We start from the raw sequence: 26,382 nt of genomic DNA on the forward strand, positions 1-26,382 counted from the left end.
GTGGGGGCAGGCGCGCTGGTGGCCGACGAGGACGGGGGCGCGGTGGCGGCCGGCGGCGCGGTGGTGGCCGGAGCCGGAACGGGCGCCGGGGAGCCACCCGTGCATCCGCTCAAGGCGAGGAGCGCGACGAGCGCCACGGGAGCGAGCAGACGACCGGAGGGACGGGACACGCGCTCGATTCTACGTACCGAGCCCGCAGGCGCTTCGCCCGTCTGCCGCCCGCGTCGTCGCGAAGCCGGCATCAGAACGGTGTGACGTCGACCGTCTCGGCGATCGCTCGGCCCTTCACCTCGGCGTCCGTCGCCTCTGCGGACGACGCTGCATCCTCGGTCTCGGCCGGGGGTGCCCACTCCTCCGTGACCCCGGCCGTACCGTCCGCCGTCTCTGCGCGCGGCGCGTCGCGTGGTGTGCGCTCGAACCGTGTCACGCCCCAGCGGAGATCGTGGCCGATCGCGTCGGCGGTGACGTCGGCGCTGACGCCGCGTTTGGTCTCGTTCTCCCACTCGCGCAGACGCAACCTCCCCGTGACGACGACGCGCTCGCCTTTGTGAACGGAGGCGAGCGCGTTCTTGCCCAAGTCGCCGAAGACCGACACCGCGTAGTAGCTGGTGTGTCCGTCTACCCACTGGCCGCGCTCGCGATCGAAGCGGCGCTCGCTGACGGCAAGGCGGAAAGCGGCGATCGAATCGCCCCCGCGCGTGGCGCGTTCCTCGGGGTCGCCGACGATGTTGCCGACGAGGGTGATGTGGTCGCTCATGATGGGGTCCTTTCCTCGGAGTGTGCGCTCCGGCATCCGTGTGCCCGACGGATACCGGAGCGAGGCCCACATTGCCCGGCAGGGGCGATCGTGCGAGAGCGAGAAGGCGGGATCAGTGGACGAATCCGGGAGGTCTATCGGTGGGGAGGAAGGGAGGTTCGACGTGCCGACGCCAATGTCGGAGGTCCGTCGTACATTCGGCGCATGAGCACCGCACTGTGGAACGACCTCGCCCCGGCACCGCGTCCGGCCGGGTGGGGAGCGGCGACCCACGTCGCCGCGGGCCTGTGGCGCATCGCCGACCCCCGGGGCATCGTGGTCGGCCACGTCCGCGCCACGTCGTCCGAGAGCGGGTGGCGCTACGCGGCCGAGCGCTTCCACGCGGCGTCGGGGGCGTTTCGACGGCTCGGTGAGTTCTGGTCGGCCGCCGAGGCCCTCGAATGCCTGAGATATGCGCGCTGACCGACCGCGGGCATCAGCGCCGGATCGGTTCCGTCACACCACGGCCGAGAGTTCGTCGAAGCGCGTCGTCTGCCCGCCACTTCGCACATCGATCCACGAGGCCGCCAACACCTCGACGGCACGCTCGAGTGTCGTCGGCGCCGCAGTGAACGGCATCCGGAGCTGCCGATCGTGGCCTCCCTCGGTTGCGAAACGCGAACCGGCAGAGAGGAACAGGCCGCGCGAACGCGCGTTCATGACGAGCGGTGTGCTGACCGGCTCTCCGATGCCGAGCCACAGAGACACGCCGCCGTCCGGATTCGGAATGTCCCACTCGTCGAACGTCGACCGCAGGGCGTGCACGAGCGCGTCTCGACCGGCGCGGAGGAGGTCGCCGCGTTGCGCGCTGATCTCATCGAGACGAGGGAGAAGCAAGGTCGCGACGGCCTGTTCCACCTCGGGCGTCCCCAGATCGTGGACCGGCCGTCCGCCCGCGAGGCGACGGACGATGTCTGCTTCCGCCCGGACCCATCCGACTCGAAGGCCGCCCCACACGGTCTTGCCGAGTGAACCGATGCGGATCACGAGGTCCGATTCGGGGAACCGCGTGCCGCTCCCCCGGCGGTCGATGTTCAAATCGGCGGTCGTTTCGTCCAGCACGAGGAACGTTCCGGTGGCCTCTGCCCCGGTGACGAACGCGGACACCTCCGTCGGCGACATCGTGCGCCCGGTCGGGTTCTGGAAGTCGGGCATCAGATACGCGAGCGACGGAAGCGTCCGCGCGAAGGTCTGGGCCGCTCGGTCGAGATCCCAGCCGCTTTCCGCCGAGACGGGCACACCGACGAGCCGTGCACCGACGTAGCGGAAGGCGTCGGCGGCGTGCGGGTACGTCGGCGTCTCGATGAGAACACGATCGGCCCGATTCAACAGCACGGACGCCACGAGGTGGATGGCGCTCTGGGCACCCGTCGTGACCAGGATCTGATCGGCCGAGGTCGGGATGCCGCGCTGGCGGTACCGATCGGCGATCGCCTGCCGGAGCTCGGGCGATCCGATCACGTCGTATCCGGATCGCGCGACGAGCGCGGTGGCATCCTGAAGGACTTCCGCCATGACCGCGGGGAGACCCGGCCACGCGGCGGGGCTCGCTTGCTGCAGGTCGATCGCATCGGTGTCGGCGCTCAGACCGCCCGGGTCGTTCCGGGGTAGGGGACGCGTGATGCTGCCGCTGCCCCGCAGGCTTTCGATGTGGCCGGTGTCGCGCAGGCTCCGGTAGGCGGCAGCCACCGTGGTCCGACTCAACCCCAGCGCGGTGGCGAGCTCACGCTCGGCGGGCAATGCCGTGCGCGCAGCGATGCGATTGTCGAGGCAGAGCAGTCGTACGGCGTCAGCCAAAGCCTCGTAGGCCGGGCCCTTCCCTCGCCAACCGCCCAGCGCCTCCGCCAATGCCCGTGCCGAGATCCGAGAGTCCATGAGGCCACCGTAGACGAATTGGCATCAGCGAGAAATGCCAATCGAGTGATTGGATCTCTGCATGTCCGAACGCATCCTTCGCCTCCTGGTCGGCCTCATCGCCTACGGCTTCGGTTGTGCGCTCACCGTGGCCGCTGGCCTCGGGGTCGACCCCTGGACGGTCTTCGCCCAGGGGCTGGCGCGTGTCACCGGCATCGGTGTCGGTTGGATCACCAACATCGTCGGGCTCGGCGTGCTCCTCCTCTGGATCCCGCTCCGGCAGAAGCCCGGGGTCGGCACCGTCGCCAACATCCTCCTGGTCGGTACGAGCATGCAGGTCGCGCTCGGCTTCCTGCCGCATCCTGACGCGTGGTGGTTGCAGGCCCTCATGCTCGTCGCCGGCGTCGTGGTCGTGGCGGCGGCATCCGGTCTCTACATCGGCGCCCGCTTCGGTCCCGGCCCCCGCGACGGGCTCATGACCGGCCTGCACGCGCGGTTCGGCTGGCCGATCTGGGCTTGCCGCCTGGGCGTGGAAGGAAGCGTCCTGGCACTCGGGTGGATCCTGGGCGGAACCGTCGGGATCGGGACCGTGGTGTTCGCGCTGGGCATCGGCCCGCTGGTGCACCTCGCGTTGCCCCTGCTGGCCGCCCGCGAGAGCGCGCCCGTGCCGGCGCGAGTCTGACCCGTGTCGGCGTCGCGCCGCCCGACGAGAGGCGGCGCGACGCGGAGGGATCAATGCTCCCGGAACTCGGGCCGATCACTCCCGGGCTTCAGGTGCGAGTGGAGAGCGTTCTTGGCGATCTCCATCGTCGGGTACACCCCGAGCGGCTCATCCTTACCTGCCATGTGGACGCCGTAGCCCTCGGCATCCTTCTGGATCTTGCCGACCACGCCGGCAGGACCGTAGGCGACCCAGATGCGTCGCGTCACCGTTTCAGACATGAGTGCTCCTTTGCTCTCGGTGGCGGCAGGCTACCTCCGTCCGGGCGAGGGAACCAGGGGGTCGCGCGCGCCGGTGTGACGGCGCAGGGGTGCGGCGATATCCTGGTCGATGACCCCCAGTAGCTCAGTGGATAGAGCAGCGGCCTTCTAATCCGCCGGTCACACGTTCGAATCGTGTCTGGGGGACACGGCTTCGGTGTCGGACCCCCTCACTAGACTGGAGGGATGGTAGGCGCCTCCACGAATGACCGGCTCGTCTGGATCGACTGCGAGATGACGGGCCTCGACCTCGCGGTCGACGAGCTGGTCGAGATCGCCGTCGTTGTCACCGACTTCGAGCTCAACGTGCTCGACCCCGGGTTCCACATCGTGATCAAGCCCGACGCTTCGGCGATGGAGAACATGGGCGAGTTCGTGACCGAGATGCATCGCTCGTCCGGGCTGCTCGACGAGATCCCCCACGGTGTGAGCCTCGCGGATGCCGAGTTCCAAGCGCTCGAGTACATCCAGCGCTTTGCCCCGATCGAGGGCAAAGCCCCGCTCGCGGGCAACACGATCGGTACCGACCGCATGTTCCTGGCGAAGTACATGCCCCGGCTCGACCGGTGGCTGCACTACCGGAACGTCGACGTGTCCAGCATCAAAGAGCTGTCGCGTCGCTGGTATCCGCGCGCCTACATCCATGCTCCGGCGAAGAACGGGGGGCATCGTGCCCTCGCCGACATCCTCGAATCCATCCGTGAGCTCGCGTACTACCGCGAGGCGGTCTTCGTTGCGCAGCCGGGTCCGACGAGCGACGAGGCGAAAGCCGTCGCCGCGTCGGCCGTGTCGTCGTTCGCGCACGACCTATGACATAATTGTTCAGTTGTCCGCTGAGGTGGACGCATGGTGGCTATAGCTCAGTTGGTAGAGCACCGCGTTGTGGTCGCGGGGGTCGCGGGTTCAAGTCCCGTTAGCCACCCCACTCCCCCGAAGGCCCGTCGAGATCTCTCGACGGGCCTTCGGCTTTCGGAAGGTGTGGGGTCTATCGCCCGTAGAATCGATGGAGCGGCCGACTTCCCGGGAGACGACATGAGCGATGACGCGAATACCGGCGTCGCCCTCGGCCTGGATGCCGAGAAGTTCGAGGCTCTCGTGATCGACGAGCTCGATCGCCTGCCCGACGACATGGTCGACGGCCTCGACAATGTCATCTTCGTCGTCGAGGATCGCCCCGAGGACGGCTCGCTCGATCTCCTGGGACTGTACGACGGATGGGCGCTCACAGAACGGGACCGGTACGGCGTCGGCGAACTCCCCGACCGCATCATCCTCTACCGGGAGCCGCACCTGGCCGCGTGTGCCGACGAGGACGAGCTCCGTGACGAGATCCACACGACGCTCGTGCATGAGATCGCGCACTTCTACGGGATCGATGACGCGCGTCTGCACGAGTTGGGATGGGCATGATGCCCTCCACCGCCGCCCCGGATCTCGACACCCTCGACGACACCGAGCTGACCGCGGTCCCGCCCTCCGCGTGGCAGACGGTGGTGTGGAACGACCCCGTGAACCTGATGAGCTACGTCAGCCACGTCTTCCGGACATACTTCGGCTTCGACGCGGCCACGGCGGAGCGCCTCATGCTCGCCGTGCACCACGACGGCCACGCCGTGGTTGCTCGAGGACCCCGCGAGGTCATGGAAGCGCACACCCACGCGATGCACGACTACGGCCTCTGGGCGACCGTCCGAAAGGAACCCGCGTGACCGACAAGATCGTCGTCCTCGAGATCAGCGGTCTCGAAGCTCTGCATCTGGCCGGCATCGTCGGCCAGTTCCGTGATGTCGTGACCGACACCCGCCGGGACGATGACCCCGCGGTCTCGCGCCTGCTCCCGGACGCCTACCCGGACGATGACGCGGCGACGCGAGAGTTCCGGCGCCTGACCGGTGACGATCTGCTCGGGCGGCGCGCCTCGGACGCGGAGGTCGTGCTGCGCACACTGGGGATGGACGGCAGCGGTCCGGCATCCGACGGGGACCCGGATGCCACGCTCACCATCGCACTCGGACAAGACGAGGCCCTGTCCTGGATGCGAACGCTCTCCGCCGTCCGGCTTGTCATGGCTACCCGTCTCGGCATTCAAGACGATGACGATCATCCACCCGATGATCCGCGCTTCGGGATCTACGACTGGATCGGTTACCGGCTCGACGGGCTCGTCACCGCTCTCGACCGACGCTGAAAGAGACCGACGCTGAAAGACAGGAGCCCGCCTCCCTCACGGATGCTCGAGCTCGTCGCCGTCCCCGTGCCCGGCTCACGGCTTACGGCACCCGCACGAACAGGTTCGCCAGCGATACCGGGTCGTTCCGCTCGATGTGTGCGTCCTCCTGAGCCGCCCACCGCTGCCAGTGGGGGCGATAGGTCTCGCCGTCGCGATCGAGGGCACGATGCTTCCGGGAGAAGGACGGCGCATCGACCCACACAGCGAGGTCGGCGAGTCGTGCCGTCGAGGGCGTCAACACCCCGGCACCCTCGACGATCAGGGCGAGGGACGGGTCGATGGCCTGTGCCTCATCACGCTCGCCGGCTTCCCAATCCCAGCGACGCCAGACGCCGACGAGCCCCTTGGCGTGCGGCGTGAGGATCGTGTCGCGCGCGTACTCGGCACCCTCGGCGAGTCCGTCCCATCCGGGGTACAGGTCGTCCAGGGCGACGAGCTGAACGCGGCCGCGGAGCGGCCATGCGGCGACGATCCGGCGCGCGAGCGAACTCTTCCCCGCGCCGCTGCGCCCGTCCACGATGACCACCGGGTTCGCCGCACCGATCGCCCGAACGCGCTCGACGACAGCGGTCGTGGCCGCCGCGAGAGCGTCGTCGATCTCGTCCGCGTTACTTCTTGAGGGCGCGGATGACACGGCTGAGCGCGCGACCCGCGACCCACACGAACGGGACGGCCACCGCGAGCAGGGAGACGATGTTCGGGTCGAACCGCAGATCGTCGCCCCGGCGGATGTAGGCACCGAGGGGAAGCGTGTACCCCCCGCCGCCGCCTCCGCCGTTGCCCTGCTCGTCGGACCCCCCGCCGAAACCGGCCCACGTCAGGGCGACGGGGACGATGCGCACGCCGTCGACGTCCTGCTGCTCGCCGTACGCGGCGGTGACGCCGAAGGAGGTGGACTGCTTGCCGAGTTCCAATGCGATGTTGGGCATGTCCCCACCGTACCGGGCAGCTTTCGTCGGGCCCAAGGGTGTTGCGCCCGCGCGAGCAGCGTGTCAGTGGTCGTACGACGGGCGGGGGTTCGTGGGAAGAGCGCCGCCACCCCGCGCGGGTCCCAGCAGCGATCCTCTGGTCACGGCACCGCGACCGAACCGCGCGACCGCGCTGTCGAGCGCGCCCTCGACCCGCCGCCACTCGGCGTCGTCGTCCCACAGGGTCGCGGCCATCGCCGCCGGAGCCAGCTTCTCACCGCGGACGCCCACCAAACGCACCGCCTGGCGCCGATCGATCGCATCGAACAACTCGATCGCCGCGTCCCCGATGCGCTGGCCGACGGAGGTCGGTTCGGCAAGAGTGCGAGACCGGCTCAAGGTGGTGAAGTCACTGAAACGCACCTTGATCGCGACGGTCGCGGTCTCGTACTGCTGTGCCCGGAGTCGCGCTCCGACGCGATCGGCGAGACGACGCAGTTCGACGTGAAGAGTGGCCGTGTCCGTGATGTCGGCGTGGAAGGTCTCTTCGTGTCCGATGCTCTTCTCTGCGCGTCCGGTGTGCACTTCTCGCGCATCGATCCCCCGCGACAGGTGCCATACGCGCTCCGCCATCGCGGGCCCCAGCGCCTGTTCGAGCACGGAGCGGGGCGCCTCGAGGATGTCGGAGACGAGACGGATGCCGCGGGCTTCCAGCGTCTCGGCGGCCTTCGGCCCGACACCCCACAAGGCTCGCACCGAGCGGGGCCGCAGGAAAGACTCGGTGTCGGCCGCGGCGACCACGAGGAGGCCATCGGGCTTGGAGATCGTCGAGGCCATCTTCGCCACGTGCTTGGTCGCGGCGACACCGATGCTGCACGTCAGCCCGGTCTCGGCCTTCACACGAGCGCGGAGGTCCCGCGCGATACGCCCGGGGCTCCCCCACAGGCGCCGTGCGCCGCGGACGTCGAGGAACGCCTCGTCGATCGACAGGGGCTCCACGAGCGGCGTGACGTCGTGGAACAGGGCCATGACCTGCCGCGACATCTCGGTGTAGCGGTGGTACGGCGGATTCACGACGATCGCGGTCGGACACAGTCGCAGAGCGATCGCGACCGGCATCGCGGACTTCACTCCGTAGCGCCGAGCCTCGTACGACGCACTCGACACCACTCCGCGGCCTTCGGATCCGCCGATGATGAGCGGCTTGCCCGCGAGCGACGGATCATCGAGCACGGCGACCGAGGCGAAGAACGCATCCATGTCGACGTGCAGGATGCCCGTGCCCGTGTCGTCCGCGTTGGGGCGCGAGACGATGCGTCCGGTGCCGTCCCCTCGTCCCATGTCTCCATTGTCCCCCGGACCTCCGACATCGCGGCCGAACGCAGTGCCGCCGGGCGCAGAGCCTCCGTGAGGCGCACGATTTCCGCCGAAGCCCCGCGAAACCCCCGCGCGAGGTCCGTCGTGCTTCGGCTGACGGCGGGAAGAACTGCTCGGATACGACGGATGCCACGACCCCGCGCTCTCGGAGCCGGCGGGGTCGTGGCATCCGGTGTCTTACTGGGCGGCGCGCTCCAGCACGAGCTCGCGCACGCGCGCGGCGTCGGCCTGGCCCTTCATGGCCTTCATGACCGCGCCGATGACCGCACCGGCAGCCTGCACCTTGCCGTCGCGGATCTTCGCGAGCACGTCGGGCTGGGCGGCCAGGGCGTCGTCGATCGCGGCGATGAGGGCCCCATCGTCGGAGACGACGGCGAGCCCGCGGGCGTCGACGACCTCCTGCGGGGTGCCCTCGCCGGCGATGACGCCCTCGAGCACCTGACGGGCGAGCTTGTCGGTCAGGGTCCCGGCATCCACCAGCTTCTGCAGGGCGGCCACGTTCTCGGGCGACACCAGGTCGGCGGCGTCGCGCTCCTGCGCGTTGGCGACGCGCGTGATCTCGCCGGTCCACCACTTGCGGGCGGCCGCGGGAGCGGCGCCGGCGGCGATCGTGTCGGCGACCGCGTCGAGCAGACCGCCGTTGGCGACGTCCTGGAACTCGAGGTCGGTGAAGCCCCACTCGGCCTTGAGCCGGCGCCGACGCGCGGCGGGCGGCTCGGGCAGGGCGGAGCGCAGTTCCTCGATCAGCGCGGGCGCGGGGACGACCGGCAGCAGGTCGGGCTCGGGGAAGTAGCGGTAGTCGTCGGCATCCGACTTGGGGCGACCGGGAGAGGTGCGCCCGGTGTCCTCGTGCCAGTGGCGCGTCTCCTGCGTGATCGTCCCGCCCTTGGCGAGGATCGCGGCCTGGCGCTGGATCTCGTACCGCACCGCCCGCTCGACCGAACGCATCGAGTTGACGTTCTTCGTCTCGGTGCGGGTGCCGAGCTTCTCCTGGCCGCGGGGGCGCAGCGAGACGTTGGCGTCGCAGCGGAGGTTCCCGCGCTCGAGCTTCGCCTCCGAGATGCCGAGGCCGCGCACGATGTCGCGGATCGTCGCGACGTACGCCTTCGCCAGCGCGGGGGCCGAGTGCTCCGCGCCGAAGATCGGCTTCGTGACGATCTCGACGAGCGGCACGCCCGCGCGGTTGTAGTCGACGAGCGAATACTCGGCGCCCTGGATGCGACCGGTCGCCCCTCCCATGTGGGTGAGCTTTCCAGCATCCTCCTCCATGTGCGCGCGCTCGATCGGCACGGTGACGATCGTGCCGTCTTCGAGTTCGACCTCGACCGAGCCCTCGAAGGCGATCGGCTCGTCGTACTGTGAGATCTGGTAGTTCTTGCCGAGGTCGGGGTAGAAGTAGTTCTTCCGCGCGAACCGGCTCGACGGCGCGATCGAGCACCCGAGGGCGAGGCCCAGGCTGATCGACGAGCGGATCGCCTCGGCGTTCACCACCGGCAGGGCGCCGGGGAGGCCCATGTCGACCGGGGCGACGAGAGTGTTGGGCTCGGCGCCGTGGTTCGCCTCGTTGGCCGGGTTGGGGGCGGCCGAGAACATCTTGGTCGCGGTGTTGAGCTCGACGTGCACCTCGAAGCCGAGGACGGGCTCGAACATCTCGAGCGCCTCGTCGAAGTCCATCAGTGCGTCTTTGGCCATCAGAGGGACGCTCCGTTCGTGAGGGAAGGGGCTTTGTCGAGCAGCGGTCCGCCCCACTGGTCGAGGAGCAGCGCTTCGAGCGCCGCACCGACGCGGTACAGACGCGCGTCCTCGCGGGTGGGGGCGAGGAACTGGATGCCGACGGGCAGGCCGTCCTCCTCCGCCAGGCCGCTCGGCACCGAGATGCCGGGGACGCCGGCGAGGTTCGCCGGGATCGTGGTCACGTCGTTGAGGTACATCTGGAGCGGATCATCGAGCTTCTCGCCCAGGCGGAAGGCCGTGGTCGGCGCCGACGGCGTCGCGATCACGTCGACCTGGGCGAAGGCGGCGTCGAAGTCCTGCTGGATGAGCGTGCGCACCTTCTGGGCGCTGCCGTAGTAGGCGTCGTAGTAGCCCGCCGACAGCGCGTAGGTGCCGAGGATGATGCGGCGCTTGACCTCGGGGCCGAAGCCGGCGTCGCGCGTGGTGGCCATCACGTTCTCGACCGTCGGGGTGCCCTGGGGCGTCACGCGGAGGCCGAAGCGCACCGAGTCGAACTTCGCGAGGTTGCTCGACGCCTCGGCGGGGAGGATCAGGTAGTACGCGGCGACGCCGTACTCGAAGTGCGGAGCGCTGATCTCGACGATCTCGGCGCCCTGCGCCTCCATGGCGGCCAGCGAGGCGCGGAACGAGTCCGAGACGCCCTTCTGGAAACCGCGGTCGTCGAGTTCGCGGATGACGCCGACCTTGAGGCCCTTGAGGACCTCTCCGGTCGCGCCCTCGCGGGCGGCCGCGGCGAACGACGGCCACGCGTCGGAGAGCGAGGTCGAATCGTTCGCGTCGTGCCCGCCGATGACGTCGTGCAGCAGCCCCGCATCGAGCACGGTGCGCGTGACGGGCCCCACCTGATCAAGGCTGGATGCCAGGGCGATCGCGCCGTAGCGGCTCACGCCGCCGTAGGTCGGCTTCACACCCACGGTGCCCGTGACGTGCGCCGGCTGGCGGATCGAGCCGCCGGTGTCGGAGCCGAGGGCCAGGGGGGCCTCGAAGGCGGCGACGGCCGCAGCCGACCCACCGCCGGAGCCGCCGGGGATGCGGTCGAGGTCCCAGGGGTTGCGGGTAGGACCGTAGGCCGAGAACTCGGTGGAGGAGCCCATCGCGAACTCGTCCATGTTGGTCTTGCCGAGGGGCACGAGACCGGCGGCGCGCGAGCGCGCGACGACAGTCGCGTCGTACGGCGACATGTACCCCTCGAGGATCTTCGATCCGCTCGTGGAGGGCATGTCGGTGGTCACGAGCACGTCCTTGACGGCGAGCGGGACGCCCGCGAGCTCGTGGAGCTGCTCGCCCGCCGCGCGACGGCGGTCGATGTCGGCGGCCACCTCGAGGGCATGATCGCTCACGTGCAGGAACGCGTGCACGTCGCCGTCGACGGCGGCGATGCGGTCGAGGTGCGCCTGCGTGGCCTCGACGCTCGACACCTCGGACGAAGCGAGCTTGGCGGCCAGGTCGGCCGCGGTCAGACGAGTGAGGTCGGTCACTGCTCTTCTCCCAGGATCGCGGTCACACGGAAACGGCCGTCGGCCTGGTCGGGAGCGTTCTGGAGCACCTGCTCGCGCGTGAGCTGCTGCTGCACGACGTCGGGGCGGAAGACGTTCTCGAGCGGGATCGGGTGGCTCGTCGCGACGACCTCGGGGGTCGCCACCTCGGACACCTTCGCGATGTTGTCGACGATGGCATCCAATTGGCCGGTGAGGCTCTGGACCTCCTCGTCGCTCAACTGGATCCGGGCGAGCACACCGAGATGGCGCACGAGATCAGGAGTGATTTCAGACACCCTCCGATCCTAGTTCGCGTCGTCTTCGCCTCGTGCCCGGCGACGAACACGCGCGCGGATCGCGACCTGGGGAGGAAAGGATGCCTCCGTGCACAGGTTCGAGGCTCAGCGAACGCCCTGTGAACAACTCCCCGCCTGCGGCCGCTCGCCCTAGGCTGGCCCGGTGACCAGCTTCGATCCGCCCCGTCCCTGGACCCACAGCTACGCCGCCGGCGTTCCCGAGGACCTCGAGCCCCAGACCGGCTCGCTCGTCGACATCGTCGACGCCTCGGCCCGCGACTACCCGGACGCCCCCGCCCTGCAATTCTTCGGCCGCGAGACCACCTACGCCGAATTGTCTGCCGACATCGCCCGGGCCGCGGCTGCTCTGGCCGCACAGGGCGTGCGAGCGGGCGACCCCGTGGCCATCGTCCTGCCCAATTGCCCCCAGCACATCGTCGCGTTCTACGCCGTTCTTCGTCTGGGCGCGGTGGTCGTCGAGCACAACCCGCTGTACACCGCTCGCGAGCTCCGCAAGCAGTTCGAAGACCACGGCGCGAAGCACGCGATCGTGTGGAGCAAGGTCGTCCGAACGGTGCAGGACTTCCCCGCCGATCTGCGCGTGTCGACTCTCGTGTCCGTGGACGTGACCGAGGCCATGCCCCTCCGCACGCGCCTGGCGCTGCGTCTGCCGATCGCGAAGGCCCGCGACGCCCGTGCCGCTCTCACCGAGAAGACCCGGGATGCCACCCCGTGGGCAGACCTCGTGCGCCACGCTCCCCTGCCGGAGACGCATCCGCGCCCGGCGGCTGACGATCTCGCGATCATCCAGTACACCAGCGGCACGACCGGCACCCCGAAAGGGGCGATGCTGACCCACGCGAACCTGCTCGCGAACGCCGCTCAGGCCCGGGCCTGGGTTCCACAGATCGTGCGCGGCGAGGGATGCGTGGTCTACGCCGTGCTCCCGATGTTCCACGCCTACGGGCTCACGCTCTGTCTCACCTTCGCCATGTCGATGGGGGCACGACTGGTGCTGTTCCCCAAGTTCGACCCCGAGCTGGTGCTCGCCGTGACGAAGAAGCACCCCGCCACGTTCCTTCCGCTCGTCCCCCCGATCGCCGAGAGACTGCTCTCCGCGGCGGAGGCGAAGGGCGTCTCGCTCCGGGGCACCGATGTCGCGATCTCGGGGGCGATGGCCCTCCCGCACGATCTCGTCGTCCCGTTCGAGAGAGCGACGGGCGGCTACCTGGTCGAGGGGTACGGACTGAGCGAGTGCTCCCCCGTCCTCATGGCCAATCCCGTCGCCGACAACCGCGTCGCAGGCACCGTCGGTCTGCCGCTGCCCGGCACGGAATGCCGCGTCGTCGACCCGGACGATCCGCGCGTCGATGTCGAACGGGGTGAACTCCTCGTCCGCGGCCCGCAGGTGTTCTCGGGGTACTACGGCAAGCCCGAGGCGACCGACGAGGTCTTCGTCGACGGCTGGTTCCGCACCGGCGACATCGTCACGATCGACGACGACGGGTTCGTCCGGATCGTCGACCGCATCAAAGAACTGATCATCACCGGTGGCTTCAACGTCGCACCCACCGAAGTCGAGAACGTCCTTCGCCAGCATCCCTCGGTGGCGGACGTCGCCGTGGTGGGCCTGCCCAGCGAGCACTCGGGCGAAGAAGTCGTCGCCGCGGTGGTGCCGGCCACCCCCGGCGAGTTCGACATCGAGGTGGTACGGGCGTTCGCTCGCGGCATCCTGACGCCGTACAAGGTGCCGCGCCGGATCGTGGTCGTCGAGGAGCTCCCGAAATCGCTCATCGGCAAAGTTCTGCGACGCCAGGTCCGTGACGCGCTTCTCGCCCAGGACTGACCTCGCGACGCCGGATCGCTCGGGCCCGATGAGCTAGGAGCCTGCCGCGCGCTCCGCTCGCGCCCGGACGAGACGCCCCAGTGCCCGCAGCCCCGGACGAGACGCCCTCGGGTGCGAGCGGCCCGGTCAGCGGACGGGGATCGCTGTCCTCACGCATCCCCCGTCGGGGCCGGGGGCAACGCGGCGGGACCCTGGGTGACGAGCACGTGGAAGCCCGCGGCATCCAGAATCCGGATGCCGAGCTGCTCGGCCTTGGCGAGCTTGGAGCCGGCACCCGGACCCGCCGCGACGAAATCCGTCTTCTTCGACACGCTGGATGCCGCCTTGCCGCCCGCGCGGATGATCGCCTCCTGCGCGCCTTCGCGCGTGTAGCCCTCGAGAGAGCCCGTCGCCACGACGGTGAGGCCCTCGAGGACGCCGCCCTCGGCAACGGCACCCCCGGGACCGGGGTGACCGGGGATCTCGAGCTGGACGCCCGCCGCTTCCCACCGATCGACGATCTCTCGATGCCAGTCGACGGAGAACCACTCGATGATCGCATCGGCCATGATCGCGCCCACACCCTCGACGGCCGCGAGCTCCTCGCGCGTCGCGTGCTGCATGTGTCGGATCGAGCCGAACCACTGCGCGAGAGCGCGCGCCGTCGGCGGACCGACGTGACGGATGTTCAACGCCACGAGCACGCGCCAGAGGTCTTTGCTCTTGGCCTGCTGAAGGCCCTCGAGCAGTTCTTCCGCCGATCGCGACGGCACGAACTCCGCGTCGCCGTCGAACACGCCTCCGGTCGTGTGCGGCGGGTCGTTCTTCGTCCGACGCCGGCGGAAGGGGGCGCGCACATCGGGCGTGCCGTCGGCGCCGAGCCGGACGAGGCCTGTCTCGGCGTCCCGCATGAGGATCTCGATCGGGAACAGGTCCCGGGCGGTCAGATCGAACAGGCGGGCTTCGACGCTCGCTGGCCGGCGTCGCGGGTGCAGCGACCAGCGCAGCCGGGGCTTCTCCGTCGGACCGGGTCGCAGCGCCACGCGTGTCGGCCGCGGTCGACCGTCGTCCCGTGCGAGTTGCGACAGAGCGAGCGCCGACACCTCGCCCAGCCCCTCGATGTCGAGAGCATTGCGCGAACCGACATGTTCGATCCGGCCGCGCACCTGCGCGGGGCACGAGCGCGCGTTGGGACAGCGGAGGTCTTTGTCGCCCTCGCGCGCAGGACGCAGCGGCGTCCCGCACTCGGGGCAATCGGCAGGCATCACGAACGCGCGCTCGGACCCGTCGCGCAGCTCGACGACCGGCCCCAGCACCTCAGGAATGACGTCTCCGGCCTTGCGGAGCACGACGGTGTCGCCGATCAGGACGCCCTTCACCTTGACGACGTCCTGATTGTGCAGCGTCGCCTGTCGCACCACGCTGCCGGCCACGTGGGCCGGCGCCATGACGGCGTACGGCGTGGCCCGGCCGGTACGGCCGACGGACACGACGATGTCGAGCAGCTTGGTGTTGACCTGCTCGGGCGGGTACTTGAACGCGATCGCCCATCGCGGCGCGCGGCTGGTGGCACCGAGCTCATCGTGCAGGGCGAGCTCGTCGATCTTGACGACCACCCCGTCGATCTCGTGTTCGACCGGGCTGGACGGATCGTGACGCTGCGCACCGTGACGTTGCACATAGCTGACGACGCCGTCGACCGAATCCTCGACCGCCGTGTGGGGTGACGTCGGAAGCCCCCACGCCGCCAGCAGCTCGTAGATCTCGCTCTGCGAGGCCACGGGGGGCTCCGCCCAGGCACCGATTCCGTGCACGTAGAGCCGGAGGGCCGCGATGCGCGCGAGAGCGGCCTCGAGCTCGAGGCCCGACTTCTTCTCGAGCTGCTGTCGGAGTCCTCCGCTGGCCGCGTTGCGGGGATTGGCGAACGCGGGGAACCGCCGCGCCGCCGCCTGTTCGGCCTTGTCCTCGTCGAAGATGCGTCCGCCGGACAGGCGGCCGGCCGCGCGGGAGCGCGCTTCGTCGACCGCGCGATCACGGAACTGCGCCTGCAAAGCGTTGAGATCCTCGAAGGACGCGATGGGGATGAAGACCTCGCCGCGCACCTCGACGAGAGGCGGGTGCCCTGATCCTGCGAGGCGGGCGGGGATCCCCGCGACACGGAGCGCGTTCTCGGTGACGATCTCGCCTACGCGTCCGTCGCCGCGCGTCGCGGCTGAGGTCAGCACGCCGTTCTCGTACCGCAGGCTGATCGCGAGTCCGTCGATCTTCAGCTCGGTGAGCCAGCGCACCGCCCGCCCCGCCGACGCCTCGGTCTTGACGGCCCACTCGCGCAGTTCCTCGGTCGAGAACACGTTGTCGAGGCTGAGCATGCGTTCGGCGTGTTCGATCGTCGCCAGATCGCTCGAGCGCGCGGCTCCCACCGACAGGGTCGGGCTGTCCTGTCCCTGCAGCTGCGGGTACGCCTGCTCGATCGCCTCGAGCCGTCGCATCCAGCCGTCGTAGGTGGCGTCGTCGACGAGCTCGGCGTCGCGCCCGTAGTAGGCGTCACGCGCCTCGGTGATGCGGTCGGTCAGGGTCGAGATCTCGGCGCGCGCGTCGTCGAGGGAAAGGGAGGAGGGATCGTGCTCAGCCACCCGCCCATCTTAGGAACGGCCACCGACATCGAGCCGGGGGTTGTCGGGGGCGAGCCGGACCCGGCCGCTCAGATCCTCACCACGCGCGGGTGAGCTTGGCCGGATTGGAGACACGACGGATGCCGCACACCCGGCCGTCGCGCCACTCGAACGCGATCACATCGGACAGACCGTACGTCGACAGCGAGAGGGCGACCTCCCCGTTCACCTCGACCGCTCGGGCCGACACCGGCTCGCCGTGGGTCGCCGCCTTCTGCAGGACCCCGGCGAAGAATCGCGCGATGCGCTCTGCGCCGAAGATGGGGTTCAGCGCACTCTTGACGACACCGCCGCCGTCGGCCCACAACACGGCGTCATCGGTCAGCAGTTCCGTGACTCCCGGGATGTCACCGGCTTCGATCGCACGGACGAGGCGCTCGACCGCCGCGCGCGGCGGCTCGCATCGGCAGCTGCTCGCGCGGTTGCAGACGTCGCTCGCCTCGCGAGATGAGCTGTCTGACCGCGGCCGGCGACCGCTCGAGGACGCTGCCGATCTCGCTCGCCGTGAGGCCCAGGGCACGATGCAGCACGATGGCCGCTCGGGTGTGCGGATCGAGCTGCTCGGCCAGGTGCAGCATCGCGATCGAGAGCAGCTCGCGCCCGGCGGCCACCTCGTCGGGCAGACGCTCCGTGGCCACCGGCTCGGGAAGCCACGGTCCGGGGTAGGCCTCCCGAGACGCGTGCAGCTTTCTCAGTCGGTCGATGCAGCGGCGCACGCACACCGTGGTCAGCCACGCCTCCCAGGAGCGCACCGCTGCGCCGGACCCCTCCCGTCGGAGCGCCGCGAGGGCGACGTCGGACACCACGTCCTCGGCTTCGCCGAGATCGCCGAGCATGCGGTATCCGATGCCGATCAACCGGGAGCGCTCTCGGCTCCACGCCAGACCGGCAGGTGTCGTCACCCTTCCCACGCTATCGCTCGGCACCCTCACGCCACGGGGTGCGCGTCGTCGACCGGCGGGACCATCCCCGTGGCGAGAGCGATGCGATTCCAGACGTTGATCGTCGCGATCGCCAGCACGAGCGAGCCCAGCTCCTTCTCGGAGAAGAACGACGCCGCGCGCTCCCACACCGCGTCTGTCACCGACGCGGGTCCCACCCGCGTCACCGCATCCGTGAGAGCCAGAGCCGCGCGCTGCCGGTCGTCGAGCAGATCCCCGGCATGCTCCCACGCGGCGACCGCGTGCAGGGTGCGCTGCGGGACACCGTGGCGGGCGGCATCCGTCGCGTGCATGTCGACGCAGAACCCGCAACCGTTGAGGATCGACGCACGCAGCTTGACGAGTTCGTACAGGGTGCGATCGACGTGGGTCCGCGAGTACGCCTCGAGGGCCAGGACGGCGGCGTATCCGGTGCGGTTGGTGCGGGACAGATCGAGTCTGCTCATGTCGTTCTCCTCGGGTCGTTCGCGAGGCGGACATCGCCTCTCACCGAGTAGTCGAGACACGAGCACGATCTGTGACGGGATCAGACCTCGACCGGCACCGCCGACACCGTCCGGTCGATCGTGAACTGCCCGATGACGCGCGTGCCGTCGTAGAGCACCGCGGTCTGTCCCGGGGCGACGCCGTCGAAGGGCGTCTCGGGGCGCACGGTCACGACCCCGTCCTCGAGCACGGCGACCGCCGGCACGGGCTCGGCGTGCGCGCGAATCTGCACGTCGCACGAGAACGACGTCGCCGACGGCGCACGCCCCGCCCACGTGAAACGCTCCCCCGCGATCTCCGCGCAGGCCAGCGCTTCTTTCGGCCCGACCACGACGGTGTTGTTGACCGGCCGTACCTCGAGCACGAACCGCGGCTTACCGTCGGCCGCCGGCACGCCGAGCTGCAGTCCGCGCCGCTGACCGACCGTGAACGCGTGCGCGCCCTCGTGGGTACCGATCACGGCGCCGGAGCGGTCGAGGATCTCGCCCTTCTCGGCGCCGACCTTGTCGGCGAGCCATCCCCGGGTGTCGCCGTCCGGGATGAAGCAGATGTCATGGCTGTCGGGCTTCTGCGCGACCGTCAGTCCGCGCTCCTCCGCCTCGGCACGCACCAAGGCCTTCGACGGGGTCGAACCCAGGGGGAAGTAGGTGTGCGCGAGCTGATCGGCCGTCAACACCCCCAGCACGTAGGACTGATCCTTCGCGTTGTCCGACGCCCGGTGCAGCTCGCGGCCTTCCGGGGTGTCGACGAGGGTGGCGTAGTGCCCCGTGCACACCGCGTCGAAACCGAGCTCGATGGCGCGTTCGAGCAACGCCGCGAACTTGATCTTCTCGTTGCAGCGCATGCAGGGGTTCGGGGTCCGCCCGGCACGGTACTCGGACACGAAGTCGTCGATGACGTCGTCGCGGAATCGCTCCGAGAAGTCCCACACGTAGAACGGCATCCCGAGCTTGTCCGCCGCACGGCGGGCATCCATGGCGTCCTCGATCGTGCAGCACCCGCGGCTCCCGGCGCGAAGGGTCCCGCCTGCCCGGGAGAGGGCCAGGTGGACGCCCACCACGTCGTGTCCCGCATCGACGGCGCGCGCCGCTGCCACGGCGGAATCGACGCCACCGCTCATCGCCGCCAGAACTCGCATGGGTCCAGTCTACGAAGCGTGACCTGAACGGGCTCCGGATGCCACCGCCCGGGCGTACGCGTCCGGAAGCACGGCGAGCACGGCATCCACGTCCGCCGAGGAAGAAGTGCGTCCGAGGGTGAAACGCAGGACGGATCGCGCCGCCCGGTCGCCGAGCCCGAGCGCGAGGACCACATGGGACGGCTCCGCCACCCCGGCCTGACAGGCCGATCCCGTGGACACCGCGATCCCGGCCATGTCGAGCAGGAAAAGCAGCGTCTCGCCGGCGGCATCCGGGAACAACACGTGGGCGTTGCCGGGAAGGCGATTCGTCGGGTCGCCGAGAAGGCGGGCCTCCGGAATGGATCGCCGGATGCCGTCCACGAGCCGCTCGCGCAGCTCCGCCACCCGACGCCCCTCGCTCTCGCGCTCGGCCTCGGCCACCGTGGCCGCGGCGGCGAAGGCGGCCGCGCCGGCGACATCCTGCGTTCCGGCCCGAAGCCCTCGCTGCTGTCCTCCGCCGTGGACCAGCGGCGTCAGCGTCGCGTGACGCGAGACCACCGCCGCCCCCACGCCGACGGGTCCTCCGACCTTGTGCGCCGACACCGACATCGCCACCAGCCCCCCGCTCCCGGAGCCGGGACCGCGCCACCCCGCGAAGTCGATCGGCACGCTCCCGAGCGCGGAGACGGCATCGAGGTGAAGGGGAACACGGGCGCCGGATGCCGCCGACGCGAGCCCCGCGGCATCTTGCAGCGTTCCGACTTCGTTGTTGGCCACGAGCGCCGTCGCCACCGCCGCGCCGGGGAGAGCGGCGGCGAAGGCGTCACGATCGATCCGCCCGAAGCCGTCGAGCGGAACGGGCCGGATCTCCGCGCCGGAGCCCGCGGCGAGCCAGTCGACGACGTCGACGGTCGCGTGGTGCTCGCCGTCGGGAAGGACCACCGTGTCCGTTCCCCCAGGACGCGCCCACCACAGTCCTTTGAGGGCGAGGTTCGCGGCCTCCGTCCCGCCGGAGGTGAAGACGATCTCGATGGGCTGACAGCGCAGCACCCGGGCGAGTTCGTCTCGCGCGTCCTCCAGCAGACGTCGGGCGGCCTGGCCGGCGCCGTGGATCGACGAGGGGTTGCCCAGCACGTCGTGTGCGGCGAGCCACGCTTCGCGAGCTTCTGCGCGCAACGGGGCGGTCGCTGCGTGATCGAGGTAGACCTGCATCACGCTTCCCCTTCCGACGACGGCCGTCGTCTTCACTAGCCTAGGTCTCATGGTCCGACCCGAGACTGCCCTCCCCCCGCACCCCGGTCTGCTCGACCGCACCCTCGACGACCTCGGGGTGACGCTCGGCCCCGACGGAGGGACTCTGCGCGTGTGGTCGGGTCACGCCGATGCGATGCAGTTGCTCGTCTTCGACGACGTCGACCTCGACTGGGCGACGGAGACGCTTCCGATGACCCGTGTGGGTGAGGGGGTCTTCGAAGCCACGAGCCCGCTTCTGCGTCCGGGCGCGCGCTACGCGATCCGCGTGGGCGGCCCGCACGGAACGGGGAACACCTTCAACCCGCAGTCCCTCCTCGTCGAGCCGTACTCGCGCGGACTCGTGTCCGGCAACTACGGCGACTGGCGCTCCGTCGTGGTGGACGGCGCGTTCGACTGGGGGTCCTCTGTCAAGCCGCGCGTCCCGATGGATCGCACCGTCATATACGAGGGCCATGTCAAGGGACTGACGAAGCGGCATCCGCTCGTCCCGCCTCATCTGCACGGGACGTACGCCGGCTTGGCGCACCCGGCGATGATCGAGCACTTCCACTCGCTCGGGATCACCAGCCTCGAACTGCTGCCGGTGCACGCCTTCGCGACCGAGCCCCGACTGCTGCAGCTCGGCCTTTCGAACTACTGGGGCTACAACTCCCTGAACTTCTTCACCCCGCACGCCGACTACGCGACCTCGGCGAGTCGAGCCGAGGGCCCCGAGGCCGTCCTGCGCGAATTCAAGGGCATGGTGAAGCTCCTCCACGAGGCGGGCCTGGAGGTCATCCTCGACGTGGTCTACAACCACACCGCCGAAGAGAGCATCGGCGGACCGCGAACGAGCCTGCGGGGTATCGACAACCGCTCGTACTACCGACAGACCGCCGACGGCGTGTACATCGACGAGACCGGCTGCGGGAACGCGGTGAACACGTCGACGGATGCCGCTGCGCGCCTCGTCCTCGACTCGTTGCGCTACTGGGCGAACGAGGTGCAGATCGACGGATTCCGCTTCGACCTCGCGGTGACCCTCGGGCGCGACGAGAACCACTCGTTCACGCCCGATCATCCGCTGCTGCGCGCGATCCGCGACGACGAACAGCTGGCGGGGACGAAGCTCATCGCCGAGCCGTGGGACGTGGGCATGGGTGGCTGGCAGACCGGCGCCTTCGGCGCGGGCTGGCACGAGTGGAACGACCGCTACCGCGACCGGGTGCGCAACTTCTGGCTGAGCGACATCGACTATGCGCGCCGGGCCGACACCGCGCCGGTCGGCATCGGCGGCTTCGCCACGCGTCTCGCCGGATCGTCGAACACCTTCTCCGAGGAGCGCGGCCCGCTCGCGAGCATCAACTTCGTGACCGCGCACGACGGCTTCACGCTGCGGGACCTCGTCTCGTACGATGTCAAGCACAACCTGGGCAACGGCGAGCAGAATCGCGACGGCGCCGACACCAACCGGTCGTTCAACCACGGCGCCGAGGGACGCACCGACGACGAGCGCGTGCTCGCCACGCGCCGCAGGGCGATGCGCAACCTCATGGGCACCCTGCTCCTCTCCGCCGGTGTCCCCATGATCACCGCGGGCGACGAGATGGGTCGCACGCAGCGCGGCAACAACAACGCGTATTGCCACGACTCGTCGCTCACGTGGCTGTCGTGGGACCTCGCCCCGTGGCAACGCGATCTCTTCGCCCACACGCGGCGTCTGCTGGAGGTGCGTCGCGAGAACCCGGCGCTGCGGCCCCGGCGCTTCGCGCGAGCGGGAGAGAGCATTCCTTCGGCATCCGTCATGGAATGGTTCGACGAGCACGGCGAGACGATGTCGAGCGAGCGCTGGACGGATCCGTCTCATCGCACGCTGCAGTACCTGGCGACCTCGACCCCCGAGGAGGAAGCCCTCAACCGCATCCTCCTCGTCGTGCACGGGGACGAGCGACCCGTCGAGGTGACTCTGCCCGTCGTCGACGGCGCGAACACGTACGTCTCGCTCTGGTCGAGCGCCGAGGAGTCCCCCACTGCCCCGGGCGATGAGTACGCCCCTGGCGAGGCGATCGATCTCGAGGGAACTTCCATGAGGTTGTTCCGCGTCGAGTAACCCGGTCGCCATGTCAAGGCCGGGAGAATCGATACGGCGAGGTCGGCGGGCCGCGATAGGTTCGGACCGTGGCCACCACGACGACTCTCCCGACCGTACGTCCCTGGCGCAGTGGCGCCTCGATCCCCGAGCGCCCGGTCAAACCGACGCCGACCGCGAAGGGCGTGGCGACCCCGCGCATCCCGCTCGCCCTGCCTCACCCGAGCGTTCCCGGCGGGCGCTTCCGTCCCTCCGCCTACGTGGGTGAGGCGGTGCCGTTCACCGTCACCGCCTTCCGCGAGGGCCATGATCGGATCGGCGTGCACGTGCGCCTCTTCTCCCCCTCCGGGGACGAGTCTCTGCACCGGCTCAGCCCGCTGGACGACGGGTTCGATCGGTGGTCCACCCTCATCGCGCCTCTCGAACAGGGCGTGTGGCGCTTCCGCTTCGAGGCGTTCGCCGACGAGTTCGCCACGTGGAAGCACGCCGCCGACCTCAAGATCGCCGCGGGCGTCGACTCCGCTCTCATGCGCGAGATCGGCGCACAGCTGTTCGATCGTGCGCGCGGCGAGAAGAAGCGCCCCGCGAGCGACAAAGACGTGCTCTACGACGCGGCTCGCTCGCTGCGCGACCCCGACACACACGACGACGTGGCCCTCGAAATCGTGCGTCGTCCCGAGATCGCCGCGATCTTCGCGGCGCGTCCCGTGATGAGCCTCGTGTCCGTCGGCCGCGAAGCCGAGCTCCTCGTCGAGCGCGAACGCGCCGGCGTCGGAGCCTGGTACGAGTTCTTCCCCCGGTCGGAGGGAGCGACGCGCGCCGACGACGGCGCCGTCGTGAGCGGAACGTTCCGCACCGCGACCGATCGCCTCCCGGCCGTCGCCGACATGGGCTTCGACGTCCTCTACCTCCCGCCGATCCACCCCATCGGGGAGAGCAACCGCAAGGGCCCCAACAACACCCTCGTCACGGCTCCGGGCGACCCCGGATCGCCGTGGGCGATCGGTGGCCCGGCCGGCGGCCATGACACCGTGCACCCCGATCTCGGCACTCTCGACGACTTCCGCGCCTTCGTCTCGTCCGCGCGGGCGCAGGGCATCGAGGTCGCACTCGACCTGGCACTGCAGGCCTCGCCGGACCACCCCTGGGTCACGGAGCACCCCGAGTGGTTCACGACGCTCCCCGACGGCTCGATCGCGTACGCGGAGAACCCCCCGAAGAAGTACCAGGACATCTACCCGGTCAACTTCGACAACGACCCCGAGGGAATCCGCGCCGAGGTGCTGCGCATCGTCCGGCACTGGATCGCCCAGGGCGTGCGCATCTTCCGCGTCGACAACCCGCACACCAAGCCCCTGCAGTTCTGGGAGTGGCTCATCGCCACCGTCAGCGCCGAGGAGCCCGACGCCGTCTTCCTCGCGGAGGCCTTCACGCGCCCGGCGCCCCTCCAGGGCCTCGCCATGGCCGGTTTCCAGCAGAGCTACACCTACTTCACGTGGCGGAACACCAAGGAAGAGCTCGAGGAGTTCTTCTCGGGGCTCGCGCACGAAACGGCGGACTTCCTCCGTCCGAACCTCTTCGTCAACACCCCCGACATCCTCACCGAGTACCTCCAGTTCGGTGGCCGCCCCGCGTACAAGATCCGTGCGGCCCTCGCCGCCACCGCCGCACCGACCTACGGCGTCTACGCGGGGTACGAGCTGTACGAGAACGTGGCGCGCCCGGGTTCCGAAGAGAACATCGACAACGAGAAGTACGAGTACAAGTTCCGCGACTGGGCCGGTGCGGAATCCGCGGGAGACTCGCTCGCCCCGTACCTTCGCCTGCTCAACAAGGCCCGTCGCGAGCACCCCGCGCTTCGGCAGCTGCGCAACCTCGACGTGCACTGGAGTGACGACGACGCGATCCTCGTCTACTCCAAGCACCTCGACGCCGCCCTCTCCCCCACGGGCGAGAGCGACACGATCATCGTCGTCGCGAACGTGGATCCGCACTCGACACGGCAGAGCACCGTGCACCTCGACACCACGGTCTGGGGTGTCGAGCCGGGAACGCCGTACGAGGTCGAAGACCTCGTGACCGGACAGGTATGGACCTGGGCCGACCACAACTTCGTCCGTCTGGACGCGTTCGACGAACCCGTGCACATCCTGCACGTCAAGGAGGTCCGATGAGCACCCTTCCCCCCGAGCTCCTGGATGCCGTCGCCTCTGGCACGCACCACGATCCCCACAGCGTCCTCGGCGCGCACGAGACGGCGGAGGGGTGGGTGGTGCGCGTCCGTCGGCCTCTCGCGAAGGAGGTGGTCGCGGAACTCCCGGACGAAACGACCGTCGACTTCACGCACGTGCGCGGGGGAATCTGGGAGGCTCCCGTCCCGGGAGCGCCCGGCGCCTACCGCGTCCGCGCCACCTACGACGACGGGATCGGGCACACCGCCGATGACGCCTACCGTTTCGCTCCCTCGGTGGGCGAGCTGGACCTCCACCTCATCGCGGAGGGCCGTCACGAAGAACTGTGGCGGGTCTTGGGCGCCCACGTGCGCGAGTTCGACGGCGTGTCCGGTACCGCTTTCACCGTCTGGGCCCCGGATGCGCGTGCGCTCCGCGTGATCGGCGATTTCAACGGCTGGGACGGGCAGGGTAGCGCGATGCGCTCCATGGGCTCGAGCGGCATCTGGGAGCTCTTCGTCCCGGGCGTCGGCGTCGGCGCCCGCTACAAGTTCGAGATCCTCGCCCGCAGCGGCGAGTGGTTGCAGAAGGCCGATCCGATGGCACGCCTCGCCGAGGTGCCGCCCGCCACCGCATCCGTGGTGACCGACTCCGACTACACCTGGTCCGACGACGAGTGGATCACCGCGCGCTCGAGCTCCGCTCCGATCGACCGGCCGATGTCGATCTACGAGCTGCACCTCGGCTCGTGGAAGCCGGGCCTGTCGTACCGGGATGCCGCGGACGAGATCATCGACTACGTGGGGGCCCAGGGCTTCACGCACGTGGAGTTCCTCCCGCTGGCGGAGCACCCCTTCGGGGGGTCGTGGGGGTACCAGGTCTCGGGCTACTACGCCCCGACCAGCCGATTCGGGAACCCCGACGACCTGCGTTACCTCATCGACCGGCTGCACCAGGCCGGTATCGGCGTCATCATGGACTGGGTCCCCGGCCACTTCCCCAAGGACGAGTTCGCGCTCGCCCGCTTCGACGGCGAAGCCCTCTACGAGCACCCGGATCCCCGTCGCGGCGAGCACAAGGACTGGGGCACGCTGATCTTCGATTACGGACGCAACGAGGTGCGCAACTTCCTCGTCGCGAACGCGCTGTACTGGTTCGAGGAGTTCCACGTCGACGGGCTCCGCGTGGATGCCGTGGCATCCATGCTCTATCTCGACTACTCCCGCAACGACGGCGAGTGGGCCCCCAACCAGTTCGGCGGACGCGAGAACCTCGAGGCGATCCGCTTCCTGCAGGAGGTGAACGCGACCTCGTACAAGCGCTACCCGGGCATCGCCCTGATCGCGGAGGAGTCGACGAGCTTCCCCGGCGTCACCGCCCCTACCTCTCACGCCGGTCTCGGCTTCGGCTTCAAGTGGAACATGGGGTGGATGAACGACTCGCTGCAGTACATCGCGCGCGACCCGATGTACCGCTCGCACCACGAGGGAGAGCTGTCCTTCTCCTTCGTCTACGCGTTCAGCGAGAACTTCATCCTGCCGATCAGTCACGACGAGGTCGTGCACGGCAAGGGGAGCCTGTTCGGACGGATGCCGGGCGACCACTGGCAGAAGCTCGCCAACATGCGCGCGTTCCTGGCGTACATGTGGGGGCACCCGGGCAAGCAGCTGCTGTTCATGGGCCAGGAGTTCGGGCAGATGTCGGAGTGGTCCGAGGGCCGGGGTCTGGACTGGTGGATGCTCGACCAGCCGTCGCACGCGCAGCTGCACGACTTCGTCGCGGAGCTCAACCGCGTCTACAAGGAGCACGCCCCGCTGTGGTCCCGCGATCACGACGCTGCCGCGTTCTCGCGGCTGGGAGCCCCGGCATGGAACCCGAACGTCCTGTCGTTCGCCCGCCGCGACCATCACGGCAACACCGTGGCCGTGCTGTGCAACTTCTCCGGTGTCCCCCTCGGGGACTTCCCCATCGACCTTCCCGAGGCGGGGACGTGGACCGAAGTGCTCAACAGTGACGCCCAGGCCTTCGGCGGTTCCGGTCAGGGCAACTTCGGCGCGGTCACCACGGATGCACGCGGCAGTGCCACGCTGACGCTGCCGCCGCTCGGCGTGCTCTGGCTCCAGCACTCCGCCGGCGCCTGACAGGTTCCGTCATGAGGAAGGCCCCGTCCGCGGACGGGGCCTTCCTCATG

Annotated in this window: 25 protein-coding genes and 2 tRNA genes; 12 read left to right on the forward strand and 15 right to left on the reverse strand. The window is 69.6% G+C overall.

Going from position 1 to position 26,382, the window contains the following annotated elements; genetic code table 11:
* Positions 1-241 precede the first annotated feature (241 nt).
* The gene (gene ssb, locus NS220_RS13495) at positions 242-757 is read right to left on the reverse strand and encodes a single-stranded DNA-binding protein (RefSeq protein ID WP_058624560.1); all 516 of its coding nucleotides are present in this window, start codon (positions 755-757) and stop codon (positions 242-244) included.
* Positions 758-961: 204 nt separating this feature from the next.
* Here ssb and NS220_RS13500 point away from each other — a divergent pair, with 204 nt between their 5' ends.
* The gene (locus NS220_RS13500; RefSeq protein WP_058624561.1) at positions 962-1,219 is read left to right on the forward strand and encodes a hypothetical protein; all 258 of its coding nucleotides are present in this window, start codon (positions 962-964) and stop codon (positions 1,217-1,219) included.
* Between the two features lie 33 nt (positions 1,220-1,252).
* Here the strand turns inward: NS220_RS13500 and yczR are convergent, their stop codons facing one another.
* Positions 1,253-2,671, reverse strand: a complete 1,419-nt coding sequence (gene yczR / locus NS220_RS13505) for a MocR-like transcription factor YczR (RefSeq protein WP_058624562.1) — start codon at positions 2,669-2,671, stop codon at positions 1,253-1,255.
* A gap of 61 nt (positions 2,672-2,732) precedes the next feature.
* Between yczR and yczE the strand changes: the two genes are divergently transcribed.
* Positions 2,733-3,332 carry a membrane protein YczE gene (gene yczE / locus NS220_RS13510; RefSeq protein ID WP_058624563.1) on the forward strand — a complete coding sequence of 200 codons (600 nt, stop codon included), beginning with the start codon at positions 2,733-2,735 and terminating at the stop codon, positions 3,330-3,332.
* A 50-nt stretch (positions 3,333-3,382) separates the two neighbouring features.
* On the opposite strand, the gene NS220_RS13515 is transcribed toward yczE, so the two are convergent.
* Complete coding sequence (locus NS220_RS13515; protein WP_058624564.1) at positions 3,383-3,592, reverse strand: hypothetical protein; 210 nt, start codon at positions 3,590-3,592, stop codon at positions 3,383-3,385.
* Between the two features lie 113 nt (positions 3,593-3,705).
* Here NS220_RS13515 and NS220_RS13520 point away from each other — a divergent pair.
* The 6 genes from NS220_RS13520 to NS220_RS13545 all read left to right on the forward strand — a co-directional run bounded on the left by NS220_RS13520 (position 3,706) and on the right by NS220_RS13545 (position 5,819).
* Positions 3,706-3,778 (forward strand) — tRNA-Arg (locus tag NS220_RS13520).
* A gap of 39 nt (positions 3,779-3,817) precedes the next feature.
* On the forward strand, positions 3,818-4,444 hold the full coding sequence (orn, locus tag NS220_RS13525) for an oligoribonuclease (RefSeq protein ID WP_058624565.1): 627 nt from the start codon (positions 3,818-3,820) through the stop codon (positions 4,442-4,444).
* Between the two features lie 36 nt (positions 4,445-4,480).
* A tRNA-His gene (locus tag NS220_RS13530) sits at positions 4,481-4,556 on the forward strand.
* A 107-nt stretch (positions 4,557-4,663) separates the two neighbouring features.
* Positions 4,664-5,041, forward strand: coding sequence for a metallopeptidase family protein (locus NS220_RS13535; RefSeq protein WP_058624566.1), 378 nt, complete (start codon positions 4,664-4,666; stop codon positions 5,039-5,041).
* A complete protein-coding gene (clpS, locus tag NS220_RS13540) occupies positions 5,032-5,340 on the forward strand; it encodes an ATP-dependent Clp protease adapter ClpS (RefSeq protein ID WP_058624567.1) in 309 nt (102 codons plus the stop codon). The genes NS220_RS13535 and clpS overlap by 10 nt, the downstream gene beginning before the upstream one ends.
* Positions 5,337-5,819 (forward strand): DUF2017 family protein, encoded by a 483-nt coding sequence (locus NS220_RS13545; RefSeq protein ID WP_242864620.1) that lies wholly within the window; start codon positions 5,337-5,339, stop codon positions 5,817-5,819. The genes clpS and NS220_RS13545 overlap by 4 nt, the downstream gene beginning before the upstream one ends.
* A gap of 82 nt (positions 5,820-5,901) precedes the next feature.
* Here the strand turns inward: NS220_RS13545 and NS220_RS13550 are convergent, their stop codons facing one another.
* The 6 genes from NS220_RS13550 to gatC form a co-directional block, all read right to left on the reverse strand.
* The gene (locus NS220_RS13550) at positions 5,902-6,495 is read right to left on the reverse strand and encodes an aminobenzoate synthetase (protein WP_058624568.1); all 594 of its coding nucleotides are present in this window, start codon (positions 6,493-6,495) and stop codon (positions 5,902-5,904) included.
* A complete protein-coding gene (locus NS220_RS13555; protein WP_013586384.1) occupies positions 6,470-6,790 on the reverse strand; it encodes a hypothetical protein in 321 nt (106 codons plus the stop codon). The genes NS220_RS13550 and NS220_RS13555 overlap by 26 nt, the downstream gene beginning before the upstream one ends.
* Before the next feature lie 63 nt (positions 6,791-6,853).
* Positions 6,854-8,110, reverse strand: a complete 1,257-nt coding sequence (locus NS220_RS13560; RefSeq protein ID WP_058624569.1) for a DNA polymerase IV — start codon at positions 8,108-8,110, stop codon at positions 6,854-6,856.
* Positions 8,111-8,323: 213 nt separating this feature from the next.
* Positions 8,324-9,838, reverse strand: coding sequence for an Asp-tRNA(Asn)/Glu-tRNA(Gln) amidotransferase subunit GatB (gene gatB, locus NS220_RS13565; protein ID WP_058624570.1), 1,515 nt, complete (start codon positions 9,836-9,838; stop codon positions 8,324-8,326).
* Complete coding sequence (gene gatA, locus NS220_RS13570) at positions 9,838-11,358, reverse strand: Asp-tRNA(Asn)/Glu-tRNA(Gln) amidotransferase subunit GatA (RefSeq protein ID WP_058624571.1); 1,521 nt, start codon at positions 11,356-11,358, stop codon at positions 9,838-9,840. Before gatA ends, gatB begins: the two co-directional genes overlap by 1 nt.
* Positions 11,355-11,654, reverse strand: a complete 300-nt coding sequence (gene gatC / locus NS220_RS13575; protein ID WP_056230955.1) for an Asp-tRNA(Asn)/Glu-tRNA(Gln) amidotransferase subunit GatC — start codon at positions 11,652-11,654, stop codon at positions 11,355-11,357. Before gatC ends, gatA begins: the two co-directional genes overlap by 4 nt.
* Before the next feature lie 163 nt (positions 11,655-11,817).
* On the opposite strand from gatC, the gene NS220_RS13580 reads away from it, so the two are divergent.
* A complete protein-coding gene (locus NS220_RS13580; RefSeq protein WP_058624572.1) occupies positions 11,818-13,500 on the forward strand; it encodes a long-chain-fatty-acid--CoA ligase in 1,683 nt (560 codons plus the stop codon).
* 149 nt (positions 13,501-13,649) lie between these two features.
* Here NS220_RS13580 and NS220_RS13585 read toward each other — a convergent pair whose 3' ends face one another.
* From NS220_RS13585 to NS220_RS13605, 6 genes are all read right to left on the reverse strand, one after another.
* Complete coding sequence (locus NS220_RS13585) at positions 13,650-16,112, reverse strand: NAD-dependent DNA ligase LigA (RefSeq protein ID WP_058624573.1); 2,463 nt, start codon at positions 16,110-16,112, stop codon at positions 13,650-13,652.
* Between the two features lie 76 nt (positions 16,113-16,188).
* On the reverse strand, positions 16,189-16,461 hold the full coding sequence (locus NS220_RS20605) for a hypothetical protein (protein WP_242864622.1): 273 nt from the start codon (positions 16,459-16,461) through the stop codon (positions 16,189-16,191).
* Between the two features lie 37 nt (positions 16,462-16,498).
* Positions 16,499-17,053 (reverse strand): sigma-70 family RNA polymerase sigma factor, encoded by a 555-nt coding sequence (locus NS220_RS20610; RefSeq protein WP_242864624.1) that lies wholly within the window; start codon positions 17,051-17,053, stop codon positions 16,499-16,501.
* A gap of 26 nt (positions 17,054-17,079) precedes the next feature.
* Positions 17,080-17,538 (reverse strand): carboxymuconolactone decarboxylase family protein, encoded by a 459-nt coding sequence (locus NS220_RS13595; protein ID WP_058624574.1) that lies wholly within the window; start codon positions 17,536-17,538, stop codon positions 17,080-17,082.
* 80 nt (positions 17,539-17,618) lie between these two features.
* The gene (mnmA, locus tag NS220_RS13600; protein ID WP_081323178.1) at positions 17,619-18,716 is read right to left on the reverse strand and encodes a tRNA 2-thiouridine(34) synthase MnmA; all 1,098 of its coding nucleotides are present in this window, start codon (positions 18,714-18,716) and stop codon (positions 17,619-17,621) included.
* Between the two features lie 9 nt (positions 18,717-18,725).
* Positions 18,726-19,910, reverse strand: coding sequence for a cysteine desulfurase family protein (locus NS220_RS13605; RefSeq protein WP_058624580.1), 1,185 nt, complete (start codon positions 19,908-19,910; stop codon positions 18,726-18,728).
* Positions 19,911-19,959: 49 nt separating this feature from the next.
* Between NS220_RS13605 and glgX the strand changes: the two genes are divergently transcribed.
* From glgX to glgB, 3 genes are all read left to right on the forward strand, one after another.
* Complete coding sequence (gene glgX / locus NS220_RS13610) at positions 19,960-22,041, forward strand: glycogen debranching protein GlgX (protein WP_058624575.1); 2,082 nt, start codon at positions 19,960-19,962, stop codon at positions 22,039-22,041.
* A 68-nt stretch (positions 22,042-22,109) separates the two neighbouring features.
* Positions 22,110-24,194: an alpha-1,4-glucan--maltose-1-phosphate maltosyltransferase gene (locus NS220_RS13615; protein ID WP_058624576.1), complete on the forward strand. Its 2,085-nt coding sequence runs from the start codon at positions 22,110-22,112 to the stop codon at positions 24,192-24,194.
* Positions 24,191-26,332 carry a 1,4-alpha-glucan branching protein GlgB gene (gene glgB / locus NS220_RS13620; protein WP_058624577.1) on the forward strand — a complete coding sequence of 714 codons (2,142 nt, stop codon included), beginning with the start codon at positions 24,191-24,193 and terminating at the stop codon, positions 26,330-26,332. Before NS220_RS13615 ends, glgB begins: the two co-directional genes overlap by 4 nt.
* Positions 26,333-26,382: the final 50 nt, after the last annotated feature.

Source organism: Microbacterium testaceum (assembly GCF_001476655.1).
GTDB classification, from domain to species: domain Bacteria; phylum Actinomycetota; class Actinomycetes; order Actinomycetales; family Microbacteriaceae; genus Microbacterium; species Microbacterium testaceum_C.